The 15,484-nt window shown below is 72.4% G+C and carries 13 protein-coding genes; all 13 read left to right on the top strand.

The window, feature by feature from the left end:
- The first annotated feature begins 11 nt into the window (after positions 1–11).
- The 13 genes from gcvPA (at position 12) to eutM (ending at position 15,482) form a co-directional block, all read left to right on the top strand.
- Positions 12–1,328, top strand: a complete 1,317-nt coding sequence (gene gcvPA, locus HZB25_13855) for an aminomethyl-transferring glycine dehydrogenase subunit GcvPA (protein ID MBI5838318.1) — start codon at positions 12–14, stop codon at positions 1,326–1,328.
- Positions 1,325–2,872, top strand: a complete 1,548-nt coding sequence (gcvPB, locus tag HZB25_13850; GenBank protein ID MBI5838317.1) for an aminomethyl-transferring glycine dehydrogenase subunit GcvPB — start codon at positions 1,325–1,327, stop codon at positions 2,870–2,872. The genes gcvPA and gcvPB overlap by 4 nt, the downstream gene beginning before the upstream one ends.
- Positions 2,873–3,088: 216 nt before the next feature.
- Positions 3,089–4,189 (top strand): type IV pilus twitching motility protein PilT, encoded by a 1,101-nt coding sequence (locus tag HZB25_13845; GenBank protein ID MBI5838316.1) that lies wholly within the window; start codon positions 3,089–3,091, stop codon positions 4,187–4,189.
- Position 4,190: 1 nt separating this feature from the next.
- Positions 4,191–5,393, top strand: coding sequence for a DUF4388 domain-containing protein (locus tag HZB25_13840; protein ID MBI5838315.1), 1,203 nt, complete (start codon positions 4,191–4,193; stop codon positions 5,391–5,393).
- A gap of 133 nt (positions 5,394–5,526) precedes the next feature.
- Complete coding sequence (locus HZB25_13835; protein ID MBI5838314.1) at positions 5,527–7,305, top strand: ABC transporter substrate-binding protein; 1,779 nt, start codon at positions 5,527–5,529, stop codon at positions 7,303–7,305.
- Positions 7,306–7,330: 25 nt separating this feature from the next.
- Positions 7,331–8,299: an ABC transporter permease gene (locus HZB25_13830; protein MBI5838313.1), complete on the top strand. Its 969-nt coding sequence runs from the start codon at positions 7,331–7,333 to the stop codon at positions 8,297–8,299.
- Entirely contained in the window at positions 8,296–9,378 is a 1,083-nt protein-coding gene (locus HZB25_13825) for an ABC transporter permease (protein ID MBI5838312.1), read from the top strand. The genes HZB25_13830 and HZB25_13825 overlap by 4 nt, the downstream gene beginning before the upstream one ends.
- Complete coding sequence (locus tag HZB25_13820; protein MBI5838311.1) at positions 9,375–10,529, top strand: ABC transporter ATP-binding protein; 1,155 nt, start codon at positions 9,375–9,377, stop codon at positions 10,527–10,529. The genes HZB25_13825 and HZB25_13820 overlap by 4 nt, the downstream gene beginning before the upstream one ends.
- Positions 10,526–11,518 carry an ABC transporter ATP-binding protein gene (locus tag HZB25_13815; GenBank protein MBI5838310.1) on the top strand — a complete coding sequence of 331 codons (993 nt, stop codon included), beginning with the start codon at positions 10,526–10,528 and terminating at the stop codon, positions 11,516–11,518. The genes HZB25_13820 and HZB25_13815 overlap by 4 nt, the downstream gene beginning before the upstream one ends.
- Complete coding sequence (locus tag HZB25_13810; GenBank protein MBI5838309.1) at positions 11,515–13,422, top strand: heavy metal translocating P-type ATPase; 1,908 nt, start codon at positions 11,515–11,517, stop codon at positions 13,420–13,422. The genes HZB25_13815 and HZB25_13810 overlap by 4 nt, the downstream gene beginning before the upstream one ends.
- The gene (locus tag HZB25_13805; protein ID MBI5838308.1) at positions 13,419–14,261 is read left to right on the top strand and encodes a sugar phosphate isomerase/epimerase; all 843 of its coding nucleotides are present in this window, start codon (positions 13,419–13,421) and stop codon (positions 14,259–14,261) included. The genes HZB25_13810 and HZB25_13805 overlap by 4 nt, the downstream gene beginning before the upstream one ends.
- 595 nt (positions 14,262–14,856) lie before the next feature.
- Positions 14,857–15,132 carry a BMC domain-containing protein gene (locus HZB25_13800; protein ID MBI5838307.1) on the top strand — a complete coding sequence of 92 codons (276 nt, stop codon included), beginning with the start codon at positions 14,857–14,859 and terminating at the stop codon, positions 15,130–15,132.
- Positions 15,133–15,179: 47 nt separating this feature from the next.
- The gene (gene eutM / locus HZB25_13795; GenBank protein MBI5838306.1) at positions 15,180–15,482 is read left to right on the top strand and encodes an ethanolamine utilization microcompartment protein EutM; all 303 of its coding nucleotides are present in this window, start codon (positions 15,180–15,182) and stop codon (positions 15,480–15,482) included.
- The last annotated feature ends 2 nt before the right edge of the window (positions 15,483–15,484 follow it).

Below are 15,484 nucleotides of genomic sequence, written 5' to 3'. Positions count from 1 at the left end.
ATGAGAAGGCCATGCTGGCCGACATCGGCGTGGCCAGCCTCGACCGGCTGATCGACGACGCCATCCCGCCCGCGCTGCAGCTGAAGCGCCCCCTCGCGCTGCCCCCGGGCTCCTCGGAGCTCGAGCTTCGCCGGGAGTTCGGCGCCATGGCCGCCGCCAACGCGCACGCCGGCACCCACGTGTCCTTCCTGGGCGGCGGCATCTACGAACGCTACATCCCGGCGGCGCTGCCCCACCTGCTGTTCCGCTCGGAGTTCTACACCGCCTACACGCCGTACCAGGCCGAGGTGGCGCAGGGCACCCTGATGGCCATCTTCGAGTTCCAGACCATCATGTGCGAGCTGACCGGACTGCCGGTGGCCAACGCCTCGCTCTACGACGGGGGCACCGCCTGCGCGGAAGCCGCGCTGCTCTCGCGCGGCGTCAACGGCCGCGGGCTGGTGCTGGCGTCACCCGGCATCCACCCGCACCACCGCCAGATCATCGAGACGTACGGGCGCTCCGCGGGCCTTAAGGTGGAGCTGCTCCCGGAAAAGGACGGCGTCACCGACGTGACCAGGCTGGACCCGGCGGCGCTGTCGAAGGCCTGCTGCGTGCTGGTGCCGCAGCCCAACGTGTACGGGCTGGTGGAGCCGCTGGAGGAGATCTTCGCGGCGGCCCGGGGCACCGGCGCGCTCAAAGTGGCGGTGGTGGACCCGGTGATGGCGAACGTGCTCCGCAGCGCCGGGGACTGCGGCGCCGACCTGGCGGTGGGCGAGGCCCAGGCGCTGGGCGTGGGTCAGAACCTGGGCGGTCCCGTGGTGGGCTTCATGGCCTCCACCATGGAGCACGTCCGCCGCCTGCCCGGGCGCATCGCCGGGGTGACCAGGGACACGCGCGGCCGCCGCGGCTTCGTCCTGACGCTCCAGACCCGAGAGCAGCACATCCGCCGCGCCAGGGCCACCTCCAACATCTGCACCAACGAGACGCTCATCGCCACGGCGGCCACCATCTACTGCTGTCTGCTGGGGCGCACCGGGCTGCGCGAGGTGGCGGAGCACTCTGCGCACAAGGCACACTACGCCGCGGAGCGGGCGGCCGCCTCGGGCGCGGCGCGCCTGCGCTACCCCGGACCGTTCGTGCAGGAGTTCGTGCTCACCACCCAGGCGCCCGCCGACGCCCTGGTGGCCGACGCGCTCGCGGACGGTGTGCTGGCCGGCATCCCGCTGTCGCGCTGGGATGCCACGCGCACCCATGAGCTGCTGGTGGCGGTGACCGAGACCCGCACCCGGGAAGACATCGACCGCTGGGCCTCGGGCCTGGCGAAGTGGGGAAGGGGGCGCCCATGAGCGCCACGCACACCGGCGCGCCGGGCACCGTCCCGGACCCGCAGGCCGCCGACGCCGCGTGGGGGGATGACCCGCGGCTGTTCCACGACGAGCCGCTGATCTTCGAATTCCACGCCGAGGGCAACCGTGGCGTGCCGCTGCCGCCGCTGGATGTGCCCGCCAGCCCGCTGGCCTCATACCTTCCGAAGGCCGCGCTGAGGCTGGTGCCGCCGGCCATCCCGGACGTGGGCGAGGCCACCGTGACGCGTCATTTCACGCGCATCTCGTCCATGAACCACAACATCGACAAGGGCTTCTACCCCTTGGGCTCCTGCACCATGAAGTACAACCCCAAGATCAACGACGAGCTGGCGGCGCTGCCTGGTTTCCAGCACGCCCACCCCATGACCCCCGAGGCCGGGCTGCAGGGGGCGTTGCGCCTGATGCACGAGATCTCGGAGACGCTGAAGGAGATCACCGGCCTGGACGCGGTGTCGCTGCAGCCGGCGGCCGGCGCGCACGGGGAACTGCTCGGCCTGCTGGTCACGCGGGCCTACCACGAGTCCAGGGGACGCCCGCGCCGCAAGGTGCTGGTGCCGGACTCGGCGCACGGGACCAACCCGGCCAGCGTGGCGCTGGTGGGCTACGAGGTGGTGGAGATCAAGTCGAACCCGCGCGGCGAGGTGGACCCCGCCGCGCTCAGGGCCGCGCTGGACGAGGACGTGGCGGCGCTGATGATCACCAACCCCAACACGCTGGGGCTGTTCGAGACCAACATCCGGGAGATCGCCGACCTGGTCCACGGAGCCGGCGCGCTGCTGTACATGGACGGCGCCAACCTGAACGCCCTGGTGGGCCTGGCCCGCCCCGGCGACATGGGCTTCGACATCACGCACATCAATCTGCACAAGACCTTCACCCAGCCGCACGGCGGCGGCGGGCCGGGCGCGGGCCCCATCGCGGTGCGTGCGATGCTGGCGCCGTTCCTGCCGGTGCCCAAGGTGGAGAAGCGCGGGGACCGCTATCACCTGGTGGGCCCGGCCGAGGCCCCGGGGAGCGTGGGGAGGATTCACGGCTTCCTGGGCCAGTTCGGCGTGTTCGTGCGGTCCTACGCGTACATGCGCATGCTGGGCAGCGAGGGGCTGAAGGCCATGTCCCGCCGCGCCATCCTGAACGCCAACTACCTGCGGGCCCACCTGCAGAAGACCTACCTGCTGCCGTACCCGTCCACCAGCATGCACGAATTCGTGCTGAGCGGCGTGGAGCAGAAGAAGAGGGGCGTGCGCGTGCTGGACATCGCCAAGCGCCTGCTCGACTTCGGCGTGCACGCCCCGACCGTGTACTTCCCGCTCATCGTCGAGGAGGCCATCATGATCGAGCCCACCGAGACGGAGGAGAAGCGCACGCTGGACCATTTCATCGCGGCGATGGAGCGCATCGCCTCCGAGGTGGAGCGCTCCCCGCAGACGGTGCTGGGCGCGCCCTACACCACCCCCGTGGGCCGGCTCGACGAGGGCCGTGCCGCCCGGGAGCTCACCGTGCGCTGGAGCCCGTCCGCCCCGTAGGGGGCGGGCGGCCCCGGCGGACAGACCGATCCGCCACGGGCCCGCGGTACGGGCCGGTTTGCCCACGCGGCAGCCTCTCCGAACTCAAGCCCGCCTAACATTCCGGCTCTCCGGCGCCGATACCGGGAAGGTCGGGGTCGTCCGGCCCCGTCCGCGTACCCCGGGAATTGCGCCCACGGCGTTGCAATCCCGGCCCGGCCGCTGCCCGGAGAGCCCATGCCCCGCATTGACGAGATCTTTCGGCTGATCCAGGAACAGGGCGCCTCCGACCTTCACGTGGCCGCGGGCGCGCCGCCCATGATCCGCCTCAATGGCGAGCTGCAGCCGGTCGAACAGCAGGTCCTGGCTCCCGAGCTGGTGGAGGATCTGCTCTTCGAGATCATGCGGCCCGACGTGCGGGCGGAGTTCGACACCGAGAACTCGGTGGACTTTTCCTACGAGGTCCCCGGAGTGGTGCGCATGCGCGCCAACATCTACCGGCAGCGCAACGGACTCGCGGCGGCGTTTCGCATGCTGCCCACCTCGATCCTGAGCGCCGAGCAGCTGGGCCTGCCCCCGCACGTGCTGGGCCTCACCGAGCGCTCCAAGGGCCTGGTGGTGGTCACCGGCCCGCCGGGCACCGGCAAGAGCACCACGCTGGCGGCGATGATCGACCACATCAACCAGAGCCGGCGGCAGCACATCATCACCGTGGAGGACCCGGTGGAGTTCGTGCACGCCAACAAGGGCTGCCTGGTGAACCAGCGCGAGGTGGGCCGGCACACGCCCAGCTTCGCCTCGGCCCTGCGTGCGGCGCTGCGCGAGGACCCCAACGTGATCCTGGTGGGCGAGATGCGCGACCTGGAGACCATGGAGCTGGCGGTCACCGCCGCCCAGACCGGCACACTGGTGTTCGGCACGCTGCACACGCCCAGCGCCGCACAGACCGTGGACCGCATCATCGACGCCTTCCCGGTGGAGCAGCAGCAGCAGATTCGCAGCATGCTCGGGGACTCGCTGCAGGGCGTGGTCGCCCAGCGCCTGGTGAAGAAGGCCGACGGAACCGGGCGCCTGGCGGCCCTGGAGATCCTGATCGGCAACCCGGCCATCGCGGCGCTGGTGCGCGACCGCAAGACCTTCCAGATCCCCTCGGTGATGCAGACCAGCAAGCGGGAGGGCATGCAGCTCATGGACGACGCGCTCGCCGCGCTGGTGCGCGAGGGACGAGTGCTGGCCGAGGACGCCGTGCCCTTCGCCGTGAACCGCGAGACGGTGGAGCGCGCCGCGGCCGGCGCCCCGGCGACGCCCGCGACCACCGCCCAGAAGAAGGCCGCCTGAGATGGCTCCCCGGCCGCAGACGCACGAGCTTTCGGGAGACCTCGGCCTCCTCTCGCTCTTCGAGCTGTGCCAGACCCTCAGCATGAACTCCGTGAGCGGCACGCTGCGCCTGGAGGGCGAGCTCGGCCGCGGCTACCTGTATTTCGAGGGCGGCCGGATCATCAACGGGCTCGACGAGCGCCAGCGCGAGGGCGAGCGTGCCGTGCGCAGCCTGTTCCTGTGGAAGGACGCCCGCTTCCAGTTCCAGTCCGGCCCGGTGTCGGCCTCGCGGGTGATCGAGGAGGCGACCCAGAGCTTCCTGCTGGACGTGGCGCGCGAGCAGGACGAGGCCGGCTCCTCCCGCGGCGGCGAAGACTCCCGCGTGGAGCGCCTGAAGTCGCACGACGCGCTGCGGCAGGCCTTCGCCCGGATCGCGCACGACGCCCGGCGCTCGCCCGGCGCCAGCCGGCAGGAGCAGGCCAGCGCCCTGCTGGAGCAGCTGGCCAGCGTTCACGGCGCCGAGATGCTGCTGCGGCCGGGGCGACCCTCGCTGGCGCGGCAGGCCGGTGGCTGGGTGCGCCTGGGCCAGGAGCCAATGGGAGAGGGGCAGTTCGACGAGCTGCTGCGGCTGCTTTCGCCCCCGGGCGCGGTGCTCGCCCCGGGCCAGGGGGCCCTGCCGCGTTCCCCGTCGGGCACCCCCTTCCGCGTGGTCTACGGTGAGGATGTCTCCGGACCCATGCTGCTGGTGCGCGCGCTGCACACCTCGGCCCCGGAACCTGACCGGGTGTGCCTGCCGGACGACCTGGGATGGCCGGCACTGCTGGCCGCGCCGCTCACCGAAGTGGCCGGCCCGCGCGGGTGCGGCAAGAGCCTGTTCCTGGCCGCGGCCGCACGCGTGGCGTTCGAGCGCGGCCTCACCGTGGCGTGGGGCAGTCCCGAACCGGTGGCACGGCTGTTCAACCTGGATCTTCCCCTCCAGTACCTTCCCGGCGGCGCCATCGAGCCGGCCCAGTTCGCGCCCCTGGCCGCCTGCCTGCGGGCGGACCTGGTCATCTGGGACGGGCCCGGCTGCGAACTCTCGGGCCTGGACGAACTGATCGCCCGTGGCATCGCGGTGCTCGCCGTGGGGCCGGGGCTGGGCCCCGACGCGGCCCGCCTCGAACTCTCGCTGGACGGCGAGGGCCGTGTCCATGTCCGCCTGCCCCGGCTGGCCCGCGCCGCCTAGCCTCGCCTCCGGGCCTCGCCGCCGCTTCCCGGCGAGTTTTGACACCACGACAGACCGTTCCTATACTCGCTGCCGGGACCCGTTCCGGGTGGCGCGACGCGCCCGGGTGAGCCCACACCGAGAGGAGCGTTCAATGATGCCACGGATCGGAGGAGCCGCAGCGCGCCGGGTCGCGCGCCTCGCGGTCTGCGTGCTGCTGGCCTTCGCCGCACTGGGCGCCCGGGAGCGCCCGCGCGACGCGGCGCCCCTCCCGCCCGATCACAAGGTGGTGGACGCCGAGCTGGGCCGCTTCGGCGGCCGCATCGTGCTGGCCTCCCGCAACGGTCCCCGCACCTTCAACGGCATCACCGCGAACGAGGTCTCCAGCACCGACGTCACCAACCGGCTGTACGAGCAGCTGATCACCTACAACAACGAGCTCCAGCGCGCCGAGCCGGGCATCGCCAAGTCCTGGGAGCGCTCCCGGGACGGACGCACGTGGACCATGCACCTGCGCCACGCGTTCTTCTCGGACGGCACCCCGATCACCTCCGCGGACGTGCTGTTCTCCTTCGACGTGGTGTACGACCCCAGGGTGCATCCGTCCACCGCGGAGCTGGTGAAGGTTCGGGGCCAGAAGTTCCAGCTCAGCGCCCCCGACGATTCCACCGTGGTGTTCCGGCTGGCCGACAGCTACGGGGTGTTCCTGGACGTGATCGGGGCGGTGAACATCATGCCCCGGGCGCGCCTGGAATCCGCCTTCCGGGAGGGGAAGTTCGAGAGCGCCTACGGCATCAACACGCGGCCCGAGGACCTGGTCACCAGCGGGCCGTGGCGGCTGAAGCAGTTCGCGCCCGGCGAGCGCGTGGTGCTGGAGCCCAACCCGTACTGGTACGAGTCCGACCGGCGGGGTCGCCGGCTGCCGTACCTGGACGAAATCGTGTGGCTGGTGGTGCCGGACCAGAACGCCGAGTTGCTGAAGTTCGAGCAGGGGGAGATCGACGCCATTGACGTGCCCCGTTCCCTGGACTTCCCGCGTCTCAAGGCCGGGGAGGCCCAGGGCCGGTACGTGGTCCACGACCTGGGCGTGAGCCTGGCGACGGTGTTCTTCGGGTTCAACCTGAACCTCAAGGCCGACCTGCGGACCCCGTGCGCGGACCCGGTGAAGTACCGCTGGTTCAGCAACCTCAATTTCCGTCGCGCGGTGGCCATGGCGGCGGACCAGGGCAAGATGGTGCGGCTGGCCTACCAGGGCCAGGCCTCCCCGAACTGGGGGCCCAGCACGCGGGGGAACAAGAAGTGGTATGACCCGGACGTGAAGCAGTACAGCCACGACACCGAACGCGCCCGGCGCCTGCTCCAGCGCGAGGGCTTCGAGGACCGCAACCACGACGGCTGGCTGGAGGACCCCGAGGGCAACAAGGTGCAGTTCAGCATCATCACCAACGCGGACAACAACGTCCGGGTGAGCCTGTGCAACCTGCTCAAGAGCGACCTGCGGCAGGTGGGCATCGACCTGGTGGTCACGCCGCTGGACTTCAACCAGCTCATCGGGCGCATCCGCGATTCGAAGGACTTCGAGGCGCTGCTGCTGGGCTTCGCGGGCGGCGTGCCGCCCGATCCCGCGCTGGGGCAGAACGTCTGGAAGAGCCGCGGGAAGAACCACTTCTGGTACAGCGACCAGCCCCGGCCCATGACGGCCTGGGAGGCGGAGTGCGACTCGCTCATGGACGAACTGTCGCGGGTGGAGGACCAGGCCCGGCGGAAGCGGCTGTGGGACCGGGTGCAGGAGATCGTCACCGACCAGGCGGTGATCGTGTACCTGCCTTCCGAGCGGGCGTACGTGGTGGCGCGGAACAAGTTCGGCAACCTGCGCCCGGCGCTCATCCCGCACCGGGTGCTGTGGAACTCCTCCCGGATCTTCCTGAAGTAGCGGCCGGGCCCCGGCGGCGTCGCGCATGCGCACCTACGTCCTGAAACGGCTGCTGCACCTGGTCCCGCTGCTGCTGGGCGTGTCGCTGGTCACCTTCACGCTCATGCACCTCGCGCCGGGCGACTACCTGGACGCCATGCGCGCGGACCCCATGGTGAGCCCCGAGGCGGTGGATGCCATGCGCGCGCGCTTCGGGCTGGACCGCCCGCTGCCCGTCCAGTACCTGGTGTACCTCCGCAACATCTTCCTGCGGTTCGATTTCGGATACTCCTTCGCCTACCACCGTCCGGTGTTCGAAGTCCTGGGCCAGGGGCTGGGCAACACGTTGCTGCTGGCCGGGGCGGGAGCGGTGGTGGCGTGGGGACTGGCGTTGCCGTTGGGCGTGCTCTCGGCCGTGCGCCGCAACCGCTGGCAGGACCGGCTGTGCTCCTTCGTGGCCTTCGCCGGGCTGAGCGTGCCCGAGGTCTTCCTGGCCCTGCTGCTGCTGCTGCTGGCGGCCTCCACCGGCTGGTTCCCGGTGGGGGGAATGCGGAGCCTCGACTTCGACACCTTCCCGTGGTGGCGCCAGGCGCTCGACGTGCTGCATCACCTGGCGCTGCCCGCGCTGGCGGTGGGCCTGGCGCCCATGGCGGCCCGCATGCGCCAGGTGCGCGCCAGCATGCTCGAGGTGCTGCAGGCCGACTACGTGACCACCGCGCGCGCCAAGGGCGTGCCGGAGGCCGCGGTGGTGGGCCGCCACGCGCTGCGCAATGCGCTCAACCCGCTGATCACGCTGTTCGGCTACACCCTGGGCTTCCTGCTCGCCGGCTCGTTCCTGGTGGAGGTGGTGATGAGCTGGCCGGGTCTGGGACGGCTCACGGTCACCGCGCTGTTCCAGCGAGACCTGTACGTGGTGATGGGCTCGGTGCTGCTGGCGTCCGCGGTGCTGGTGCTGGGCAACCTGCTGGCGGACCTGCTCCTGGCGCTTTCGGACCCCCGGATCGCGCTCGAATGAGCGGCGACGCGTCCCGGGCCTGGCGCGAGCTGCGCCGCAACCGCGCCGCCGTGGCCTGCGGGCTGCTGCTGGTGGCGATGTACCTCGCGGCGCTGGGGGCGGAGTTTCTCTCGCCCGGCCCGTGGGACGTGGAGGATCCCGAGCACCCGTTCCAGCCGCCGTCGCGCGTGCATGTCCGCGACGCGGCCGGCCGATGGGTGGCTCCCTACGTGTGGGCCACCGAGCTGAGCTACGGGGCGGCGGGGGACTTCCGCTACCGGGAAGTCCCGGGGCGGCGCTTTCCCATTCGCTGGTTCTCCACGGGTGAGCCCTACCGCTGGCTGGGGCTGATCGCCTCGCGCCGGCACCTGGCCACGGTGGAGCCGCCCGCGCGGCTCGCCCCGCTGGGCACCGACGCGTACGGCCGCGACCAGCTGGCGCGCCTGCTGCACGGGGCGCGGGTGTCGCTGTCGGTGGGCATCCTGGGAGTGTGCATCAGCCTGGTCCTGGGCTCGCTGGTGGGGGGCGTGGCCGGCTACTGCGGGGGCCCCGTGGACGGCGGGCTGATGCGCCTCGCGGAAGTGGTGCTCTCGGTGCCCGCGCTGTACCTGGTGCTGGCGCTGCGGGCGGTGTTTCCGGTGGCGCTGCCCTCGGTCCAGGTGTACATGCTCACGGTGCTGCTGCTCGCGTGCGTCTACTGGGCGGGCCTGGCGCGGGTGATCCGCGGGATGGTGCTGGGCCTGCGCGAGCGGGACTTCGTGGTCGCCGCGCGGGCGCTGGGCGCGGGCCCGCTGCGGATCCTGGTGCGGCACATCCTGCCCAACACCGCGTCCTACCTGGTGGTCGCAGCCACGGTCTCGGTGCCCGGCTACATCCTGGGCGAAGTGGCGCTCTCGTACCTCGGCGTGGGCATCCAGGAGCCCCACGCCTCGTGGGGGAACATGCTGCGTCAGGCGCAGAATCTCTCGTACATGCGCAGCTACCCGTGGGTGCTCTCGCCCGGGGTGGCCATCTTCCTCGCGGTGATGTCGTTCAACTTCCTCGGCGACGGGCTGCGCGACGCGCTGGACCCGCGCCGGGCTTCGGGAGGCCGCGCGTGAGCGCCACGCCCGCCGCCGGGCCCGCTCCGCGCGAGGCCACGCTGCTGGAGATCGACGACCTGCGCACCTGGTTCCACACCGACGACGGCGTGGTGCGCGCCGTGGACGGCATCTCGCTGGAGATCTCCGCGGGCTCCACCCTGGGCCTGGTGGGCGAATCCGGATGCGGCAAGAGCGTGACCGCCCTCTCGGTGCTGCGGCTGCTGCCCTCGCCGCCGGCGCGGGTGGAGTCCGGGCAGGTGCGCTTCCGCGGCCGCGACCTGCTGTCGCTCCCCGAAGGGGAGTTGCGAAAGGTGCGCGGCAACGAGATCGCGATGATCTTCCAGGAGCCCATGACCTCGCTCAACCCGGTGCTCACGTGCGGGGAACAGGTGGCCGAAGTGCTCCGGGTGCACCGCGCCGCAGGGCGCCGCCAGGCGCGCGACGCCGCGGTGGAGTTGTTCCGGACGGTGGGCATCCCCGCCCCGGGCCAGCGCGTGGGGGAGTACCCGCACCAGCTCTCCGGGGGGATGCGCCAGCGGGTGATGATCGCCATGGCACTCGCGTGCGGGCCGGCGCTGCTCATGGCCGACGAGCCCACCACCGCGCTCGACGTCACCATCCAGGCGCAGATCCTGGACCTGCTCGGCACCCTGCAGCGAGAGCGGGGCATGAGCATGCTGATGATCACCCACGACCTGGGCGTGGTCGCGGAGGTGGCGCGCGAGGTGGCGGTGATGTACGCGGGCCGGATCGTGGAGCGCTGTGCCGTCGCCGACGCCTTCGCGGACCCGCGGCATCCGTACACACTGGGACTGCTGGCGGCGATCCCGCGGCTCGACGCGCCCCGCGAGCGCCTGCACGCCATCCCGGGCGGCGTCCCGGACCCGGCGCGCTACCCCTCCGGGTGCCGCTTCCACCCGCGCTGCCCCTTCGCGGTGGAGGTCTGCCGCGCGGAGGAGCCTCCGCTGGCGCCGGTGTCCCCCGGTCACCTGGCGCGCTGCTGGCGCACGGACGATGTGGCCGCCTCCGACGTGCGGCGCGAACTGCTGGCGGCCACTCCGGCGCCCGCAGCCTCGAGTGCCGCCGGCTCCGGCGCCGTGGCGCCGCCCCCGCGGACCGGCGGCGCGGCCGCAGCACCTGCCGGCGAGCCGGGGGAGAGCGCGCGATGACCCCCACCCCGCTGCTCGAAGTGCGCGACCTGCACAAGCACTACCCGGTGCGCAGCGGCGTGTTTGGCCGCGTGTCCGGCCACGTCCGCGCCGTGGACGGCGTTAGCTTCGACGTGCTCCGCGGGGAGACCCTGGGCCTGGTGGGGGAGTCCGGGTGCGGCAAGACCACCACCGGGCGGCTGATCCTGAGGCTGTTGCCCGCGACTTCGGGGAGCGTGCGCTTCGACGGCACCGACGTCCTGGGGCTGGGGCGAGCGGAACTGCGCGCGCTGCGCCGGCGCATGCAAATCGTGTTCCAGGATCCGTACGGCTCGCTCAACCCCCGGCTCACGGTCGGCTCGATGATCCACGAGGCACTTTCGATCCACCGCCTGGCGTCGGGGCAGGCCGCGCGCGATCGCGTGGCGGAGCTCCTGGAACTGGTGGGCCTCTCGCCCGACCACGCCCGGCGCTATCCGCACGAGTTCTCGGGCGGGCAGCGCCAGCGCATCGGCATCGCCCGGGCGCTGGCCGTGGGCCCCGACTTCCTGGTGTGCGATGAGCCCGTCTCGGCGCTGGACGTGAGCATCCAGGCGCAGGTGTTGAACCTGTTCCAGGACCTGCGCCGCCGCCTCCGGCTGACCACGCTGTTCGTGGCGCACGACCTGGCGGTGGTCCGCCACGTGAGCGACCGCGTGGCGGTGATGTACCTGGGCCGCATCGTGGAGCTGGCCCCGGCCGCCGACATCTATGCGCGGCCGCTGCACCCGTACACCCGGGCGCTGCTGGCTTCCATCCCCAGCCCCGACCCCGCGCACCGCAGGCCGCCCGCCGCGGTGCTGGGCGACCCGCCCAGCCCGGCGGCGCCGCCGCCCGGATGCCCGTTCCACACCCGCTGCCCGGTGGCCGTGGAGCGCTGCCGGACGGACGTGCCCCGGCTGGCCGAGATCCGTCCCGGGCACCTGGCCAGCTGCCTGCTCCTGGGACCGGGCGGAACCGGAGCCCCGTGATCCTGGCCCCGGCGCTGTGCGCCCTGTTCACCGTGGCGGGCATGCTGGCGCACCTGCCCGCGCTGCACCTGGCCGACTGGGTGGGCAACGTCCTCTACGGCATCGCCTGCGTCGCCGGCGGAGCCCAGGGCGTGGTGGAGACGCTGGCCTCGCTGCGCCGGCGCGTCTTCGACGTGAACTTCCTGATGCTGCTGGCGGCCGCGGGCGCGGCGAGCATCAACCGGCTCCAGGAAGGGGCGATGCTGCTGATGCTGTTCTCGCTCTCCAACACGCTTCAGTTCTTCGCCCTCGAACGCACCCGCAACGCCATCCGCGCCCTGATGCGCCTGCGGCCCGAGGTGGCCTGCGTGGTCCGCGACGGCCGGGAGGAGTCCGTCCCGGCGGGCGAGCTGGCCCCCGGCGACCGCGTCCGGGTGCGGCCCGGTGAGCGCCTCGCCGCCGACGGCACGGTGGCGGAGGGAACCACCTGCGTGGACGAGTCCGCCATGACCGGCGAATCCGTGCCGGTGCCCAAGGGCCCGGGCGATCCGGTCTACGCGGGCACCATCAACGGCCCGGGCTCCCTGGAGTTCTCCGTGACCACCGCCGCGGGCCACACCCGGCTGGCCCGCATCATCGAGCTGGTGGAGCACGCGCAGGCGGAGAAGGCGCCCACGCAGCGCTTCATCGACCGCTTCGGGCAGTACTACGCCGGCGCGGTCCTGGCGGCGGTGGCGGTCACGCTGCTGGGGCTGCCGCTGGTCTTCCGGCACCATTTCCATGACGCGTACTACCGGGCCATGGTGACCCTGGTGGTGGCCTCGCCCTGCGCGCTGGTCATCTCCACGCCCGCCACCATCCTCTCGGGCATCGCCGCGGCAGCCCGCAGGGGCATCCTGTTCAAGGGCGGGGGCAGCCTCGAAGCGGTGGGCAAGCTCCGGGTAATCGCCCTCGACAAGACCGGCACGCTCACCTCCGGCCACATGTGCCTCACCGAGGCGGTGCCCGCGCCGGGACGCACCCGCGAGGAGCTCCTGGAGCTCGCCTCGGCGGCGGAGAAGCGCTCCGAGCACCCCGTGGCGCACGCGGTGCTGGAGGCGCTGGGCCACCAGCCCGCTGAGGCCACGGAGGTCCTGGCCCACGCCGGCCGGGGCGTGGAAGCCCGGGTGCACGGCCGTCGCGTGCTCGTGGGCACACAGCGGTTCATGGACAGCGAGTGCATGCTCTTCCCCCAGGAGCTGGTCTCGCTCAAGGAGCGCCTGGAGGCGGACGGCCACACCACGGTGCTGGTGGCTGACGAGCGGCCGCTGGGAGTCCTGGCCATGGCCGACGAGCCCCGCGAGAAATCCGCGCAGGCCATCGGCGACCTGCGCGGCATGGGCGTGAAGCACGTGGTGATGCTCACCGGCGACCACCGCGTGGTGGGCGAGGCCATCGGGAGACGCCTGGGGGTGGACGAGGTGATGTCGGAGCTGCTGCCCGAAGACAAGGTGAACGCGGTGCGCGAACTGCGGCGCCGGCACGGGCTGGTGGGCATGGTGGGGGACGGCGTGAACGACGCCCCGGCCCTGGCCGCCGCCGACGTGGGCATCGCCATGGGCGGTCGCGGCACCGACGTGGCGCTGGAGACCGCGGACGTGGTGCTGATGTCCGATCGCATCGAGCGCCTGCCCGAACTGGTGGACCTGGGGCGGCGCGCGGGCCGCGTGGTGCGCCAGAACGTGCTGATCTCGGTGGGCGTGATGGCGGGGCTGGTGGGCCTCAACTTCCTCGGCTGGATGACGCTGCCCCTGGGCGTGGTGGGCCACGAGGGCTCCACGCTGCTGGTGGTGCTCAACGGCCTGCGGTTGCTGCGGGCCGGTGGCCCCGAGCGCCGGCCGGGCGGGTCCGAAGTCCCGGCGCACGCCGCGGGAGGACACGCGTGAGGCTCTCGCTCTCCACCGTGCGGCGCTCCGACTGGCCCGCCGCCGTGCGGGCCGGCCTGCCGCACTCCCGCGCGTTCGAGCTGGCCTGCCCGGACCCCGCGCTGCCGGCGAGCCCGGCGGATCTGCGGAACCTGGCCCGCCTCAAGTCCACCCACGGGCTCAGCTACTCGCTGCACGCGCCGTTCCGCCGCCTGGACGTGGCGGCCGCGGACCGCGCGCTGCGCCGGGAGAGCTGCCGGCTGTACCACGCCGCGCTGGAGGTGGCCGCGACGCTGGGAGCGGAGCTGGTGGTGATGCACCCGGCCCTGGTGGGCACACTCGCGTGGCAGGCGCTGCCGGAGGGGGAGCGGCGGGCCCTGCGTTCCCGGGAGCTGGAGAGCTTCCACCACTTCGCCGAGCGCGCGGGGCGGCTGCGCGTGCGCATCGGCCTGGAGAACATGCCGGGGTTCCGGGCCGCCCGCGACACCCGATGGCTGAGGGCGGTGCACGACGCCGTGGACTCCCCGTGGCTGGGTTACACCGTGGACGTCGGCCATGCGCACAGCAGCGGCATCCCGGCCGCGTTGCTGGTGCGCGAACTGGGCCCGCGCGTGTGGCACGTGCACGTCCACGACAACTCCGGCCAGGGCGATGAGCACCGCGCCGTGGGCGAGGGGTCGGTGGACTGGGTGAGCCTGGTGCGGGCCCTGGCGGAGACCGGATTTGCCGGCCTGGTGACCGATGAGGCCCTGGGACTCGACGCGCAGTTGCGCGGCCGCCGCCGGCTCGGCCGGATCCTCGCGGGCCTCCCCAGGCCCCTGGGGCAAATTCCCTCGCCGGCGGAGAAACGCGCCGAATAGGCGCGACCCGGCCCGATCCCGGACCGCCTCGCCGCCTCCGGGGCGATGCACCGTGCCCGGTTTCGGCCCCCCGCATGGCGATTCGCCTCGTCCTCCGCGGCCCCGCACACCCCGGCGGGCCCAACCGCAGCCACTTGCGCCCATCCCACCCGTGGCACGCGCGTTGCGAAAGCAGGGAGCAGGTTCCCTGCTGCGCAAGTGACTCGCCGGGTCGTGGGCTGATCCCACCAAACCTAGAGAGAGTTTCACGGCACCCAGCGCACGGCGACGGTGGGGAACCCCCTGATTCCCCGCGCGCCTCACGGCGCTAGGTGGCGGCGGGTGCCGGAAAAGGCACCCGCCGCCGACCTTTCTGGGGGGCCGTCGCCGCGGCCGAAGTCCCGCCCCTGCCCGCCGCCCGCCCCGCACACGGCCCCAACCCGTGGTTCCATCCCCCGACCCTGCACCCGAGTTGACGCTTGCCGAGCCCTTCTGTTACTTTGCAGTCGGTTGTATAGTCTTTTCTCACCTACGTTTGGCTCCCCCGGCGCGCCCTCGGGCCGCGGCCGGGCCGGGGCCGCTTCGCGCGGCCCCGCCTGATGGAAAGGATGTCCGGTTGGCCGCACAGGCGCTGGGAATGATTGAGACCCGCACGTTCGTGGGGCTGGTGGATGCCACCGACGCGATGGTCAAGACCGCCAACGTCCGGCTCGCCCAGTACGAGATCATCGGCGGCGGTTTCGTCACCACCTGCGTCCGGGGAGACGTGGGGGCGGTCCGCGCGGCGGTTTCCGCGGGCAGCGCCGCAGCCCAGAAGATCGGCGACCTGGTCGCCGCGCATGTGATCCCCGCGCCGCACGCGCAACTCGAGGGCACGATCCTCAAGAGTTGAGCGTCCGGCGCGGTTTTCTTGTTTCCATGAACCCGCTCGGAGGGACGATGCAGGAAGACGCCCTGGGAATGATCGAGACCCGTGGCTTCGTCGCCATGGTGGAGGCCTCGGACGCCATGGTGAAGGCGGCCCGGGTCAAGCTGGTGGGCTACGAGAAGATCGGTGGCGGCTACGTGACGGCGCTGGTGCGAGGCGACGTGGCCGCGGTGCGCGCGGCCACCGAGGCTGGCGGCGCGGCGGCCGCCAAGGTGGGCGAGCTGGTCAGCGTCCATGTCATCCCGCGCCCGCACACGCAGCTGGAAGACGCGCTTCCCATCGGCAAGGCCGGCGCCGACACCGGGAAGAAGTAGTC

The organism is Candidatus Eisenbacteria bacterium, from assembly GCA_016235265.1.
Lineage (GTDB): Bacteria > Eisenbacteria > RBG-16-71-46 > RBG-16-71-46 > JACRLI01 > JACRLI01.
Note: the sequence above shows the minus strand (reverse complement) of the source record. Positions and strands in the feature narration are given on the sequence as shown.